The organism is Acetobacterium bakii, assembly GCF_001263355.1.
Lineage (GTDB): Bacteria > Bacillota > Clostridia > Eubacteriales > Eubacteriaceae > Acetobacterium > Acetobacterium bakii.
The window spans coordinates 1-14,661 of sequence record NZ_LGYO01000061.1; the positions used below are offsets into that span (position 1 = coordinate 1).

A 14,661-nucleotide genomic window follows, 5' to 3' on the forward strand; every position below is an offset into this window, starting at 1 on the left:
GCTCACGGCAGTTTCGCAATTGCCGAATAAAAAGGAAAGAGGTAGGCATATGAAACTGATGGTATTAGGAAATACCGGGCCTTATCCAGGTCCGGGAGGCGCATGTTCCGGTTATTTATTAGAATCAGGCGACACCAGGATGGTAATGGATTTTGGAAACGGTACCCTGGCAAATCTTCAAAAGCATCATAGTATTGATGAGATCAGTCTGATTATCTGTTCTCATTTGCATGCTGACCACATTTCGGATCTTTTTGTTCTGCGATATGCCCTGGAACAAAAGAAACTTATGATTCCTTTGTTTGTGCCGTCGGAGCCACCCCTTGAGTTGGCATCCCTATATTATAAGAATGTTTATACCATAAAAACATTATCCGAAGAACTGGTGCTTAAACCCGATCATTTAACCATTACGTTTAAAAAATTAAAGCATTCCTTTTTGGACTACGCTATTAAAATAACCGATGGCGAAACCACTTTCCTCTACACCGGAGATACCTGCTATACTCCGGCATTAGGGGAGTTTGCAAAGGGTGTTGATGTGATGCTCTGTGATGGGGCTTTTCTGGAGGATGTGGTATCAGACAAGCATTTGTCAGTGAAGGAAGCCTGTGAAATTGCCAATGAAGCAGGAGTAAAAACCCTGATTCTCACCCATTTCGCACCATTTGAAGATCCGCAAGCTTATTTAAGCAAGGGGGAAAAACTTTTCAAAGGTGCGCTTTATGTGACTGAAATTGGAAAAAGCTTTGATATCAAAGCACTTTCTAAAAACTAATCTTAATCCGGGATGAAACGACCACTACTCTGGGGAATTCTTGTTCTGGGTCTTTCGATTATCCTTGTTTATTACCGGGCTCCTCTTTGGGGAATCTTGTTCTTTGGGTTCTTTTTGGGCGTCTTGCCTTTGTTTGTACAATCAATTAAAAAGACCCAAACAGCTTTTGTCCTGGGCCTTTTCTGCTTAGGAATTTACCTCAGCATGGCAGCCTTTCCGGTAAATGATCCGCTGGAAAATTTTTACGGAAACGATGTTGGAATTAAGGGAGTCGTATCAGGCTCGCCGGTTATTGAAAGCTATGGCGTGGTTTTTAATTTGACGGCTCAAGAAGTCGCTAATGAACCAGAAATGATCAAGGGCCCGGTGGGTTTAAGAATAACTCTGCCGGTTCAGGAGGATGAAACCCCAAGTCTACCCATTCCCGGAGATCTGATAATAATCAATGGAGAACTGTCCAAACCTCAGGGACTCAGAAATCCAGGCGGCTATGATTATCAGCTTTATCTCAAATCAAAGGGCATTCAAGGATTGGTTTATGTTGAATCCGGAAAGATTGAAACAGTAGGCCGGGATCCCTCTATTTTTGACGGCATTATCGGAAATAAAACCCAGTTGGAAACGATCAGCGCCGCCTATTTGTCAAAAGATGTTTCAGACCTCCTCAATGGGGTGGTTTTTGGGGAAAAGGATATTGATTCGGAAATTAAACTGAATTTTCAAAATGCCGGAGTTACCCATGTGCTTTCGGTGTCCGGGCTTCATGTGGGGTATGTTTTTTTGCTGATATCATTTTTGCTGACTTTGCTTAAGGTAAAAAAAAAACATTGGCTGTTTTATTTAATTCCGGCATTGTTTTTTTATGCGGTTATGACAGGCTTTGAACCACCGGTGATTCGGGCCTCCATCATGCTTGGGAGTCTCACTCTGGGACAGGGAATCCACCGGGAAAAAGACAGTCTTAACAACTTTTGTCTGGCCGGTATTCTGATTTTATGCCTTTGGCCCAGTCAGCTTTTTCAACCGGGCTTCCAGTTATCCATGGGTGCGGTTCTGGGAATCATTTTTTTTTACGAGTCGTTATTATTTGAATACAAAAAGCTGCTAAACAAAAAAAGTGTGGGAAAAGCGAAAAAACCAGGCCCCATTATTGAAGGGCTGGTGTTGACCTTATGTGCAACCATAGGAACCCTTCCCATGATGTTTTACCATTTCAAAGGTTTCACCCTTTTAAGTTTTGTTTCAAATCTAATTATTGTTCCGTTAATCGGAGCTTTTCTTTTGGCCGGCATTTTATTTTTGACTATAGCAGCGGTGTTTCCGCTTGCGGGTCCGCTGCTTGGAATGCCGTTGAATTTTTTTGGAAAAACGATTCTGGTGACACTTTACGGTATTAATGATATCGGCGATGCCCTTGGCTTTTTATGGGTTAAGCGGGGCGGATTCAGCATCATTGAGCTGTTGCTCTTTGTTTATCTGGCCTTCCTGATTGCCGGATACTATCAGGTCAGAAAAACCTGGGTTAAAAATACGGTTGTGGTTACCGGAGTGCTTTTAGGGATCTGCTTGATTGTTTTACCGACATTTCCGAAAAATTTAGTGATGACAGTTTTGGATGTGGGTCAGGGAGACAGTATTCTCATTGAAACCCCCGGTGGTTTCAATTACCTTATTGATGGAGGAGGGTATTATCTTGAGAAAGATATTGGCGTTTCTGAACGGGTTCTCTTACCGGCACTCTATGCGAAAAACATTAAGAAACTGGATGGGGTATTTCTTTCCCATAATCACGTTGACCACAGCCAGGGGGTTGAAGAACTTCTGGAAGCTGATTTTCCAGTTGAAAACCTGTTTATGAGCATCAATACCAACAATGACAAACTGCTCAATCAGAACGTTGTTCCCATTAATCTCTTGAAAAGGGGATCGATTATTGAAGGGCCCGACGGTGTTAAATTTGAAATTCTCAGTCCGGACGGCGAAGTAAAACCGCTGGGAGAGGATGACCAGAACAATGCATCGCTGGTGATAAAGTTAAGTTATGGTAAAATGAATTTTTTACTGTGTGGTGATATTGAAAAAGAAGTGGAAGCGAAACTCATTGATGAAATCAATGAGGAAACCCGGAGTCAGGATATCCAAGTGATTAAGATTGCGCATCATGGGAGTAAAACTTCATCCACCCAGGGATTTTTAACCGCCGTAGATCCTGAATTGGCTGTGATCTCCGTGGGTGCCTACAACACCTTTGGGCACCCTTCAGATGAGGTTCTGATGAGACTCGAGAACACTGGCATAAAAACACAAAGAACGGATGAAAATGGCGCAGTTGAAATCACCAGTAATGGGGAATGGATTAATTATAAAACTTTTGTAAATAGTCAGGGAGAAAAGCAATGAATTATAAAGAACTGAATAAAGCTATAAAAAACAAGGTAATTGGCCCTGTCTATTTATTCACTGGCCCAGAATATTATATTGGGCATATGATGGAAAAAACACTCACCAATACGGTTGTTTCTAAGGGGTTGGAAGCCTTGAATATTACGATTTTTGGTGATAAAAATCCGGATATGTCAGAAATTCTGGCAACCTGTGAAACTCTGCCGCTGATGAGTGAAAAACGGATCGTCATCGTCAGGGAATCTGCACTGATTGGAAATGTTGCGGATAAAAAAGCCATTGATCATTTTGCCGCATATTTGGAACGGCCTAGTCCCACCACCCTTTTGGTTATTTATTGGGGTCAGCCGGATAAACGTAAAAAAATTTATAAGTCCATTCAGAAAAATGGGGAAATTATTCACTACGAAAAGCTGGATGCCAGAGATTTGGAAAATTGGATTGCCAGGCGGTTAAAGATAGCTCAAAAAAAGTTATCCCGAAGAGAGTTGGAATTATTCATCCAACGCTGTCTGTATCTTACCAATGAAAATAAAAATATGGAAATGGTCGATCACGATTTAAACAAACTCATCGATTACGTCGGGGATCGGGTGGAGATTACCAGCGAAGACATTCTCCTGATTATGCCTCAATCCATTGAAGATGGAGTGTTTAAAATGATCGATTATGCCATGGCTGGAAAAAAAGCCCAGGCACTTAATATGTTGGCCCAGTTTTATCAGGAAGGGGAATCCCCGTTTGGGGTGTTCAGTCTGCTGTTGCGCCAAATCAGAATGCTGCTAATGGTTAAGATCCACGCTCAGAGAGGACAGCCGGCTAAGGAAATTGCCAGCCAAATGAAACTGGCCCCGTTCATTGTCAATAAAATCCTTAAAAATGGAAGAAATTATCCCATCGAAAATCTTTGGAAGCTTATGGTCATTGGGGCTGAGCTCGATGCCCAGATGAAAAAGGGTGAAATTGATCAGAACTTCGGACTGGAATTATTCTTAATGAAGATTTCATAAAGTTTTAGGTAAATAAAAAAGATGTACCTGAGTAAGTACATCTTTGGATTGTGCTGAGAGACACGGGTTTTGGTATAAATGAGGTAATTAAGCAGTTAAGCCGTTTAAAATTCGTGCCAAAGTACTTTTCTTACGTGCTGCAGTATTTTTATGTAAAATACCTTTTGTGACAGCCATATCAATTTTCTTTGCTGCTAAACGATATGCTGCTTGTGCTTCTTCTGCATTGCCTTCAGTTGCTGCAAGTTCAAATTTCTTAACAGTAGTCTTAAGGTTTGTCTTTACAATTTTATTGCGTATTCGACTTGTTTCGTTTGTTTTAGCCCGTTTCATAGCTGATTTAATGTTAGCCATGTGTTCACCCCCCTCATTTATTTATAACATAGCAATTTTAACACATTTAAAAAGAATTATCAAGAAAAAACGTGACAAAATTTTTTTTTATTGATAAAATACACTTCTAGTATAAAAAAGACGTATAACGATTTATTTAATATAGATTTGAAAGTAGAGGATAAATAAAATTGTCAGATAAACAATCACGCACACGAAATTTTTCAATCATCGCTCACATTGACCATGGGAAATCCACCCTGGCAGATCGGCTCATTGAAGACACCGGACTGATGAGCAAACGCGATATGTCAGCCCAGTTTCTTGATAACATGGATATCGAGCGGGAACGTGGGATTACCATTAAACTCCAGGCTGTCCGATTACTGTATACTGCCAAGGATGGAATAGAATACATTCTCAATCTCATTGATACACCAGGCCATGTGGATTTCACATATGAAGTTTCAAGGAGCCTGGCTGCCTGCGAAGGAGCCTTACTCATTGTTGACGGTTCCCAGGGCATTGAAGCTCAAACCATTGCCAATGTTTATTTGGCCCTGGACAATGATCTGGAAGTGATTCCGATCATTAATAAAATTGACTTACTCAGTGCGGATCCCCAACGGGTGAAGGACGAAATTGAACACGTCATCGGCATTGAAGCTCAGAATGCGCCGCTAATTTCGGCCAAGGCAGGGATTAATATCAACGAAGTTTTAGAAACCATTGTAGCAAGAGTCCCGGCGCCAACCGGAGATGTGAATGGTCCCCTTCAGGCATTGATCTTTGATTCTTATTACGATCAATACCGTGGGGTTATTGCATCCATTCGAATTGTCCAGGGCAGGATCCGCAAAGGTATGAAAATCGATATGATGGCGGTTGGAAAATCCTTTGACGTTGATGAAGTCGGCGTTTTTGCCAATGGCCTGCTGCCGGTGGAAGAGCTCACTGCCGGAGATGTCGGTTATATTAACGCCGGGATAAAAAACGTCAAGGATACTCGTGTTGGGGATACCATTACCGAAACCCTTAACCCGGCACCTGAAGCCTTACCCGGATATAAAAAGGTGACCTCCATGGTATTCTGCGGGATTTATCCTGCCGATGGATCCCGGTTTGAAGACCTCAAGGACGCACTTTCCAAGCTTCAGTTAAATGATGCGTCACTGCTTTATGAAGCGGAAACCTCCATGGCGCTGGGATTTGGATTTCGATGCGGCTTTTTAGGCCTGCTTCATATGGAAATTATCCAGGAGCGGATTGAACGTGAATTCAATATTGACCTGGTTACCACGGCGCCCAGTGTTATTTATAAGGTCATTAAAACTGACGGCACTGAATTTTGGGTAGATAACCCAAGTAATCTGCCGGATCCTGTGGAAGTGAAATCCATGGAAGAGCCCATTGTGGACGCCAGTATTATGGTGCCGTCGGAATATCTGGGTGCGGTTATGGAACTGTGTCAGGAACGGCGGGGAACCTACCTTACCATGGATTACGTTGAAGAGAGCCGGGTTATTTTAAAATATGAGCTGCCTCTCAACGAAATCATTTATGATTTCTTTGATGCCCTGAAGTCACGAACCCGGGGTTATGCGTCTTTTGATTATGATATCAAAGAGTATCGCACATCAAACCTGGTGAAACTGGACATTCTTCTCAATGGTGAGTTGGTGGATGCCTTGTCTTTTATTGTCCATCGGGATAAAGCCGAGGGCCGCGGCCGATTAATTGCCAAAAAGCTTAAACAGGAAATTCCCCGACAGATGTTTGAGATCCCTGTTCAGGCCGCCATTGGGAACAAGGTCATCGCCAGAGAAACAATAAAAGCCATGCGTAAAGATGTGCTTGCCAAATGTTACGGTGGGGACATCAGTCGTAAACATAAGCTTTTGGAAAAACAAAAGGCCGGGAAGAAGCGTATGCGTCAGGTTGGTAATGTGGAAGTGCCTCAGGAGGCATTTATGGCCGTGCTTAAACTGGATTCATAGGAATATGTCTGCGATCTGAAATGGTGTGTCCCAGTGACGCACCATTTTTTATTAAAAAAAAATAATAAGCGAGGGAAATTCTTGGAAAACGAAAACAAACGGGCCCATCAAAAACTCAATGAAGATGATCTATATTATAAACTGAAAGAACAAGATGAAACAATTATAAAAAATATACAGCCTCCGGATTATGCCTGTGACTGCCATGGAAAATATTGCAATGGTTTTCCGGTTAATGTAAACCCGGTTTTAATGGAAAAAATTGAGGCAGTGCAGGGTCTTGTGGATCATCCGGTTACTGTCATATCCGGGGTACGGTGTGAAATGCAAAATAAGGTGATGGATGGTTCGAACCTATCCTTTCATAAATTGGGCAGGGCGGCTGATATTCAGTGTGATACTCTTGGTGTTGATGGCTTGGCCGAGATAGCTGAATCGGTGGGGCTTTTGGTGATCCGGGATTATAAAGAGGGTATGGTGCATTGCCAGTGGAATGAGTAGCCACCGTAAGGATTCTGCTGATATTACCATAAAATTTGCTGTCAAATAAAAGTATTAGAGGTTAATAGTAAATACAAAATAATTGACAGTTATTATCAATTGATATATATTAATTAAACAGAAATGCTGATATGTGTGAAGAAATGCATAACCGGATACATTTAACATCATGTGATTGTCGACCAAACAGTTGGTGAAGTTTTAAAGTATTATTAGTAACTTGTTTTATTAAACTTTGAATGAAAAGAGGAAGTGTGAATGCAACATGTCGAAAGAAGAAAAGAAATTTTAAAATTAATCCTTGATAATCGGTCAGTAAAGGTTGGTACTCTTTCTGAGAAATATAAAGTGGGAGAAGCAACGATCCGACGAGACTTAAAGTATCTCGCCAAGGAATATGGTATTACATTATCCTACGGTGGTGCTTTTACCAAGGAAAAAATCACTTATCAGACTACACCGGAAATGGATATCTTCAAAAAAAGGACCCATAATATTGAAGAAAAACGGATGATTGCCGAGAAGGCCGCCAACCTCATTGAAGATGGTGATACCATCGCCTTAAATGCCGGCAGTACAGTTGAGCTTATGCTGGATTATCTTGAGAATATAAAAAATGTTAACCTGATTACTTTATCGTTAAACACTGCTTTACGGGCATCTCTTATTCAGGGGATTACAGTCTATATGCCAGGTGGAAGGCTTCGTAGCTTTTCGGGGGCTTTCTATGGAAAAGAAGCAACTGAATTTTTAAGAACCTTCAACATCGATAAAGCATTTATGGGGGCGATGGCAGTTTCCATGAGCAAAGGTATCACCCATGGTGCCTTTGAAGAAGTTGAAATTAATCAAACGATTTATGAAATTAGCCGAAAATGTTATTTATTAGCGGATTATTCGAAATTTGATAAGATATCCCTTACAAAAATGGTGGATTTATCGATTTTTAACGGGTTTATTCTGGATGATAAAACCCCTGAAACATACCGAGAATATTGCAAAAGCAACGGAATTGAAATTATTTAGTCAAAAAAGAATGCATTAGAAATCTAATGCATTCTTTTTTTGCCCGGAATTGAGATAAATATAGATCCGAAGAAGTTTCGACATGAATGCGTTTTTAGAAGAATTTCACAAGAAAGTAATTAAAGTCTTTATGCATCATAAGGTTTTGAATAAAGCCGGTACTGAATGGGTATTAAATATAATATTCGTAAATATCAATTGATTAATAATTATGATCTTTCAGAATGAGTAGATCATTTATTTAAGACATAAAAGCGATCAACGATAGGATACCAATTTAAAAATCCAAATGAGGTGGAGGAGATAAAATGAAAAAGTATGTACTCGTAATTGATGAAGGTACCACCGGGACCAGGGCATTGATTTTCAACAAGAATTTTCAAATTGTTGGACAGGGCTATGAAGAATTCACACAGTATACCCCAGGTGAAGACAAGGTCGAACATGATGCCCTGGAAATTTACGACAAGAGTATTGCAATGTGTAAAAAAGCCATCGGTGAAGCGATGATCTCAGCCGAAGAAATTGCCTGTATCGGGATTACCAATCAACGGGCAACTTGTTTGGTCTGGGATAAAAAAACCGGTGAACCACTTTATCATGCCATCGTTTGGCAGGATACCAGAACCGCGGCCTTTTGTCAGGAGCTTAACACTGGGGCGTGGGGTGAAAAAGCACGAAAGACCACGGGTTGGACATTGAGTCCGGTTTATTCGTCGATGATGCTTAACTGGTATATTAACAATGTCCCCACAATCAAAGAAAAAATTGAAGCCGGAGAGGCGCTTTTTGGAACCATCGATACCTGGCTCATTTGGAAATTAACCGGTGGAAAAAAACATGCGGTCAGCTATTCCAACGCTTCGGTTATGGGGAGTCTCGATTTAAAAACAGGTACATGGTATGATGAGTTCTTAACCTATCTTGGTATTGATACAAAAATATTTCCGGAAATCATCACAGATTCAGGGGATTATGGGGTAGCTCAAAAAGATATTTTCGGGGCGGAAATTCCCATCACCGGGGTTATTGCAGACCAGCATGCCGCTTTATTCGCCCAAGGATGCCGGACTGCAGGTACCGGAAAAATCACTAACGGCACCGGTTCATTCCTGGATATCAATGTCGGAACAGAATGTGTCATTTCCGATCAGGGACTTAACACGGTTATTGCATGGAAAATCGGGGACGAAATGGTTTATGCTCTGGAAGGATTTGAATCCGTTACCGGTTCTGCAATCCAGTGGCTCCGGGATGGCCTTGAAGTGATTAGCGAGTCCGGGGAAACCGAAGCCCTGGCCCGTTCGGTGGAAGATACCAACGGTGTGTACTTTGTCCCGGCCCTGGCTGGTTTGAGTGCACCCTATCATGATCCCTATGCCCGGGGTACGATTTTTGGAATCACTCGGGGAACGAAAAAAGCCCATTTGGTCAGAGCCACATTGGAAGGGATTGCCTTTAGACTTAAAGATATTATGGATGTTGTGGAAAAGGAATCCGGGGTTAAGATGAAAGCCATTCGCATTGACGGCGGGGCTTCTAAGAATAATCTGCTGGCTCAACTAATGGCCGATATGATGGATGTTCAGGTGGACCGACCCTTTTCGGTGGAGGCAACCAGTTTAGGCGCTGCGGAAATGGCTGGTCTCTATATAGGGATATGGAAAGAAAAAGATTTTGAGTCGGCATTAACTATCGAAAAAACCTTTACGCCGGAAATTTCTGATGAAAAACGGAATAAAGCCTACGCCGGCTGGCAGGAAGCTATTAAGCGCTCAATGAATTGGAACTATTGATTGGATAGTCACTACGATGAGACATTCATATTCACAGAAAGAGAGGAGCCAAATGAACTCACGAGAAAGAGTCATGACAGCAGCCAATCACAGGGAGCCTGACCGGGTTCCTGTGGATATGGTATTAACCATTGATGTTTACCGGGATATGAAAAAGGTGCTTAATATGGAGCATCTCCCCGAAACACCGAGAATGGGACGCTGGACAGAGGTGCAGATGCCCATTGAAATGATTGAAAAACTGGGTCTTGATATGTATTATATTTCTCCCCGTTCGGGAGTATCCGTTCATACAAAAGGTTTTGATGACGGTAGCTTCACCGACGAGTGGGGGTGCTACTGGAAAAAAACCGCCATCGACGGCGGCCATTTCTATTTTGAATTGGTAAACCCGCCACTGGCCAATGCCACGATGGAAGATCTGGAAACCTATGAATGGCCGGATCCTGAAGATCCCAAACGCTACGCTGGTTTAAAAGAAGAAATGAAAGAGGTGCGGGAAACCACGAATCTTGCCATTCTCGCTAAATTTGCCGGGGCCGTTTTTGAATTGGCGACTTATATGCGGGGGCATGAACGCTGGTACCGGGATATTATCAACAACCAGGAATTTGCCCATGCCCTCATGGATAAAATCTGCCAGATCCAAAAGCGGACCAATGAAGTGATTATGGCCGAGGTCGGCGACTATGTTGATATTCTCAGACTTAGCGGAGAAGATCTGGGCATGCAGGATCGTCCCCTTATTTCACCAAAAACATTTAAAAAAGTGGTTAAACCCCATTTGAAAGAGCTTTGGGAACATGCAAAAAAAACACTTCACAACTACAATCCCGAGGCAAAAATCATGTTGCATACCTGTGGGTCGGTTAGACCGTTTATTGCTGATTTTATTGAATGTGGTGTGGATATTCTCGATCCCGTACAGCCTGGCGCCAAGGATATGAATCGTTATGAATTAAAAGAGGCCTTTGGTAAGGATATCGTTTTTCATGGCAACATTGATATTCAAAAAATTCTTCCTTTTGGAACACTGGAAGATATTACGAATGAGGTAAAAGATGCCATTAAGGCTTTGGCGCCTGGCGGCGGTTTCCTTCTGGCACCGGCACATAATGTCCAGGGAGACGTCAGTGCAGAAAAATTGGTGCATATGGTTAACTGTGTTCATGAATACGGGAATTATCCCATTAGTTTGGACTAAAAGTTAAAAGGACTGGAGAAAAAGAAATGGAAATATTGAAAAAAATAGCCGAAACCCTTTATGACGGTAATGAAGATGCCATGCCCGGATTAGTTCAGGAAGCCATTGAAAACGGATTTAGCGCCCAGGAAGTCCTGGACGCCATGATGGCGGGGATGGCTATTGTCGGTGATGAATTTAGCCGGGATGAACTGTATATCCCGGAAGTCCTCTGCTCCTGCCATGCCATGATGGAAGGTTCAAAAGTACTAAAACCCTTATTAACCGATCAGGATGCAAAAGCTCTGGGAACGGTTATTCTGGGAAGCGTTCAGGGTGATATGCATGATATTGGGAAAAATCTGGTGGGTATGATGCTTGAAGGTCGGGGTCTAAAGGTCATTGATATTGGAATTGATGTCCCGCCAGAAAAATTCGTGGAAGCGGCCATTGGAAACAATGCGGATATTGTGGCATGTTCAGCCTTACTGACTACCACCATGCCGGAAATTTCAAAGATTGAGAAAGCTTTTGTAGATGCGGGTATCCGAGATAAGGTGAAGATTATGATCGGTGGTGCCCCCATCACCCAGGATTTTTGTGATCGCATGGAATGTGATGCCTATGCCAAAGATGCCGGGGGAGCCGCCACACTGGCCGTAAAAATGTGCGAAAATTAGTGGGGCGCAAACGTATAATTAGTTGAATTATGAAAATTCTTAAGCCGATTAGGATAAAGTAGCCATCAGCATATAAATAAAAAAACAAGCTAACAGATAAACGCTAGCTTGTTTTTATTGTGTCATATGATTATTCAGTATTGAGAGGTAGCCCACAATCTACCAGCTGCCACCGCCACCACCACCGCCGCCACCACCGGAGAAGCCACCGCCGCCGGAGAAGCCACCGCTGCCGAAGCCGCCGGAGCCTGAACTTGGAGGAACAATCACCGTTGATGAAATACTATTCATGCTGTTCATCAGCATCGAGGTAAATATAATGGTGTTAAAGGTGTTGTAATTATAACCGCTTCCATAATACCATTGTGGTGGTTCAATAGCCAGGGATTCAAAATTTTTGGCCCATTTATTGGTGACCCCTAATACGTATGCATAGGGAAGCACATTGTAAAAGTATTGGGGATTTTCATTGACTAAAGTTAGAATGCGATCTTTTTCCGCCTTTTCAATGAAGTTTTTAAACCCAAGGGTTTGACCAAGCCACATCCGGCCGGTTTCAGTCCGTTGAGTCGCAACGGCCTGAAAGGCAGCAATACCACAGGTAGCTATGATCGCTATCATCCATGGCAGTCTTGATGAATAGCCATAAATAAAGGTGCCGATGACAAGAACGATCAGAGCAAAGATAATTGTTAAAGCAATACCTGAGATGAAAAGACCCATGGTTTTACTCTTTTTCGTGCCTTGACGATTTTTATAGGCATTGGTTATCATATTTAGACTGATAAAAATAGGCACTGCTGTGAAAAGTGCTGCAATTCCAAAGGCGATCAATGAGGTTTCGCCTGTTTGATAAACACCGTTTAAAGCAAAAGCTGTTAAAGGAATCAGCATCAGGATGGTAATGATTCCTTTTCCTATTTTAGAACCCGAAGAAAAAAGATTGTTCTCGGGAATATCAAAATATCCTTCAATTTGCGCCTTGGTTGCTTTGATTGTTTCGTAGAAATCTGCCGGAACACTTTTGGTGGAAAAGCTTTTACTGCCGTCAAACAGACCATTGAAAAAGGTGCGTTCGAAATCCTGGGCAGTATCCGGAAGGGCTTTTAATTTGTGGAAGGTGAAATTCTTTTTGTCTACCTGCTCGATGGTCATGTAGCCTTTATCAGCCCAATACATGATCAGTGACAACACCTCAGGCGAGTCGACGGTTCCGTCCACAATATATCCGATTTGCGAGGGAGTAAAGCCTTTGGGGGCATAAAACTCAACGGTTTCCACCGGCTTTTCATCACGTCCTTTGATGAACCAGATCAGAAAGGCTCCCAGAAGCGAAAGACCGATTAAAATGTACATAAAGGGTTCGAGTTCATTTCCGGTAAAGGCTCCCACAAAGTAGCCTTCGGGTAGATTGATCTTTAAGGTGACACCTTCATTGTTGGTTAGGACCCGATTGAGTGTGCCGTTAATGGTATTACCGTTAACAGTAAAATCAACGGATGTGGTATCGGTACTGCCATAGCCTCCGGTAATAAATTCCACTTCATTGGGATCAAAGCTCTTGGGCATTTCAATGGTGAAGGTTGCTCCGGTAATGGAGGTATCCCAATTCTGCGGAATAATATTATAATAAACATCATCCATGGATGAAATCTTGTCATCACCGGGATTCCAGGTGTAGGAGATGAGATAATTCTGAGTACCATCCACATATTTATCTCCTGACCCGATTTGAATGATTTTATTGTCATTCTCAGTGGTCACATCAAAATCCCAATCCTTTACATCGATGTTGGTAAGGCGGGCAACGTAAGGGGTTTCAACGGGTTGTCCGTCTATTTCACGGTAGAAACTGCCGCGATAGGGAATATATCGAAAAATACCATGTCGTGGTTCGGTAAAAGCCACGGTAATGTCTTCTTGAATATCATAGGCATGGTTTTCCTGTACTTTCATGTCTACATCATATTGGGTAATTACAAAATATTCTTGGGCAAGAGCACTTCCAGGAAAAAAACATCCTAAAAGGAGTAGGCCAAGAAGGAGTAGCGAGAATCTTTTTTTCATAGGGCTAACCTCCGATAGTCTCAATAATTAAACAGGCAAAAAACCAAAAAGAAGAAGGCCAGGAATTAGAAATGAACATTTTGTGCATAGTATTTCAAATCCTGGCATTCTTTTTTAATTAAATTTTACCTTGACGTTTTCGCGTTCTTCTGCGCCCCCCACTTCAAAGAAGGGTTGTTTTTTAAATCCAAAAATACTGGCAATGAGATTACTTGGAAAGGATTCTACCATGGTATTCATGGTTCTTACAATGGCATTGTAGTATTTCCTTGATTCGGCAATTTCGCCTTCTAAGGTTTGAAGCTGTTGTTGTAAATCGAGAAAATTGGTGTTTGCCTGTAGCTGGGGATAGGCTTCGGCGACTGCAAAAAGACTTTTTAAGGTCCCGGACAAGGCATTTTCATTAGCAATTTTTTCATCAATGGATGTTGCGCTCATGGCAGCTGTTCGAGCAGCGGTTACCTTAGTAAAGGTTTCAGATTCATGGGTGGCATACCCTTTAACCGTTTCTACAAGGTTAGGAATAAGATCGTAACGTTTTTTCAGATAAACATCCATTGTGGAAAAGGCTTCTTCCACTTGATTTTTTACTTTAACAAAATTGTTTCGAGACAAGATTAGCCAGAGGCCGACAATAACGACGAGACCGATGATAACAATAAGTGCGATATTCATAATAATCCTCCTATTTATTTATTTTGAAATCATTATATCACGTCATTTCATGGACCACAATAAATTTCAAGGATACTTTCGTCATTGAGAAATGAGAACAAAATTTATCAGTTGGTTATAATATTTGATCCCATTTAAGGGTAAAATTTTGTCTTGTTGAATGAGCATATGTATATTATAATTAAATGAAAAAGATTTATACTCGGATATAA

12 protein-coding genes are annotated in these 14,661 nt (G+C 41.8%); 9 read left to right on the forward strand and 3 right to left on the reverse strand.

Going from position 1 to position 14,661, the window contains the following annotated elements; genetic code table 11:
* From AKG39_RS17540 to holA, 3 genes are all read left to right on the forward strand, one after another.
* Nucleotides 1-778 (forward strand): MBL fold metallo-hydrolase (locus AKG39_RS17540; RefSeq protein WP_341408279.1); only part of this gene is annotated, 778 nt, incomplete at its 5' end.
* Nucleotides 779-790: 12 nt separating this feature from the next.
* Nucleotides 791-3,178 carry a DNA internalization-related competence protein ComEC/Rec2 gene (locus AKG39_RS17545; protein WP_083439649.1) on the forward strand — a complete coding sequence of 796 codons (2,388 nt, stop codon included), beginning with the start codon at nucleotides 791-793 and terminating at the stop codon, nucleotides 3,176-3,178.
* Nucleotides 3,175-4,191: a DNA polymerase III subunit delta gene (gene holA / locus AKG39_RS17550; protein WP_050741704.1), complete on the forward strand. Its 1,017-nt coding sequence runs from the start codon at nucleotides 3,175-3,177 to the stop codon at nucleotides 4,189-4,191. The genes AKG39_RS17545 and holA overlap by 4 nt, the downstream gene beginning before the upstream one ends.
* Before the next feature lie 87 nt (nucleotides 4,192-4,278).
* On the opposite strand, the gene rpsT is transcribed toward holA, so the two are convergent.
* The gene (rpsT, locus tag AKG39_RS17555; protein WP_050741705.1) at nucleotides 4,279-4,545 is read right to left on the reverse strand and encodes a 30S ribosomal protein S20; all 267 of its coding nucleotides are present in this window, start codon (nucleotides 4,543-4,545) and stop codon (nucleotides 4,279-4,281) included.
* Between the two features lie 170 nt (nucleotides 4,546-4,715).
* Here rpsT and lepA point away from each other — a divergent pair, with 170 nt between their 5' ends.
* From lepA to AKG39_RS17585, 6 genes are all read left to right on the forward strand, one after another.
* Complete coding sequence (gene lepA / locus AKG39_RS17560) at nucleotides 4,716-6,521, forward strand: translation elongation factor 4 (RefSeq protein ID WP_050741706.1); 1,806 nt, start codon at nucleotides 4,716-4,718, stop codon at nucleotides 6,519-6,521.
* A gap of 81 nt (nucleotides 6,522-6,602) precedes the next feature.
* Nucleotides 6,603-7,022, forward strand: coding sequence for a D-Ala-D-Ala carboxypeptidase family metallohydrolase (locus AKG39_RS17565; protein ID WP_050741707.1), 420 nt, complete (start codon nucleotides 6,603-6,605; stop codon nucleotides 7,020-7,022).
* 258 nt (nucleotides 7,023-7,280) lie between these two features.
* Complete coding sequence (locus AKG39_RS17570) at nucleotides 7,281-8,048, forward strand: DeoR/GlpR family DNA-binding transcription regulator (protein WP_050741708.1); 768 nt, start codon at nucleotides 7,281-7,283, stop codon at nucleotides 8,046-8,048.
* 308 nt (nucleotides 8,049-8,356) lie between these two features.
* Nucleotides 8,357-9,844, forward strand: a complete 1,488-nt coding sequence (locus tag AKG39_RS17575; RefSeq protein ID WP_050741709.1) for an FGGY family carbohydrate kinase — start codon at nucleotides 8,357-8,359, stop codon at nucleotides 9,842-9,844.
* A 52-nt stretch (nucleotides 9,845-9,896) separates the two neighbouring features.
* Entirely contained in the window at nucleotides 9,897-11,048 is a 1,152-nt protein-coding gene (locus AKG39_RS17580; protein WP_050741710.1) for a uroporphyrinogen decarboxylase family protein, read from the forward strand.
* 26 nt (nucleotides 11,049-11,074) lie between these two features.
* A complete protein-coding gene (locus tag AKG39_RS17585) occupies nucleotides 11,075-11,707 on the forward strand; it encodes a cobalamin B12-binding domain-containing protein (protein ID WP_050741711.1) in 633 nt (210 codons plus the stop codon).
* 159 nt (nucleotides 11,708-11,866) lie between these two features.
* Here the strand turns inward: AKG39_RS17585 and AKG39_RS17590 are convergent, their stop codons facing one another.
* Both AKG39_RS17590 and AKG39_RS17595 read right to left on the reverse strand, forming a co-directional pair.
* Nucleotides 11,867-13,774: a DUF2207 domain-containing protein gene (locus AKG39_RS17590; protein WP_050741712.1), complete on the reverse strand. Its 1,908-nt coding sequence runs from the start codon at nucleotides 13,772-13,774 to the stop codon at nucleotides 11,867-11,869.
* Nucleotides 13,775-13,888: 114 nt separating this feature from the next.
* Entirely contained in the window at nucleotides 13,889-14,449 is a 561-nt protein-coding gene (locus AKG39_RS17595; protein ID WP_050741713.1) for a LemA family protein, read from the reverse strand.
* Nucleotides 14,450-14,661 lie beyond the last annotated feature (212 nt).

What these genes read in the sequence shown, in the direction of transcription:
- AKG39_RS17585 (WP_050741711.1), top strand. Translation starts at nt 11,075, where the DNA reads ATGGAAATATTGAAAAAAATAGCCGAAACCCTTTATGACGGTAATGAA.
- holA (WP_050741704.1), top strand. Translation starts at nt 3,175, where the DNA reads ATGAATTATAAAGAACTGAATAAAGCTATAAAAAACAAGGTAATTGGC.
- AKG39_RS17545 (WP_083439649.1), top strand. Translation starts at nt 791, where the DNA reads ATGAAACGACCACTACTCTGGGGAATTCTTGTTCTGGGTCTTTCGATT.
- AKG39_RS17570 (WP_050741708.1), top strand. Translation starts at nt 7,281, where the DNA reads ATGCAACATGTCGAAAGAAGAAAAGAAATTTTAAAATTAATCCTTGAT.
- AKG39_RS17575 (WP_050741709.1), top strand. Translation starts at nt 8,357, where the DNA reads ATGAAAAAGTATGTACTCGTAATTGATGAAGGTACCACCGGGACCAGG.
- rpsT (WP_050741705.1), bottom strand. Translation starts at nt 4,545, where the DNA reads ATGGCTAACATTAAATCAGCTATGAAACGGGCTAAAACAAACGAAACA.
- AKG39_RS17595 (WP_050741713.1), bottom strand. Translation starts at nt 14,449, where the DNA reads ATGAATATCGCACTTATTGTTATCATCGGTCTCGTCGTTATTGTCGGC.
- AKG39_RS17580 (WP_050741710.1), top strand. Translation starts at nt 9,897, where the DNA reads ATGAACTCACGAGAAAGAGTCATGACAGCAGCCAATCACAGGGAGCCT.
- AKG39_RS17590 (WP_050741712.1), bottom strand. Translation starts at nt 13,774, where the DNA reads ATGAAAAAAAGATTCTCGCTACTCCTTCTTGGCCTACTCCTTTTAGGA.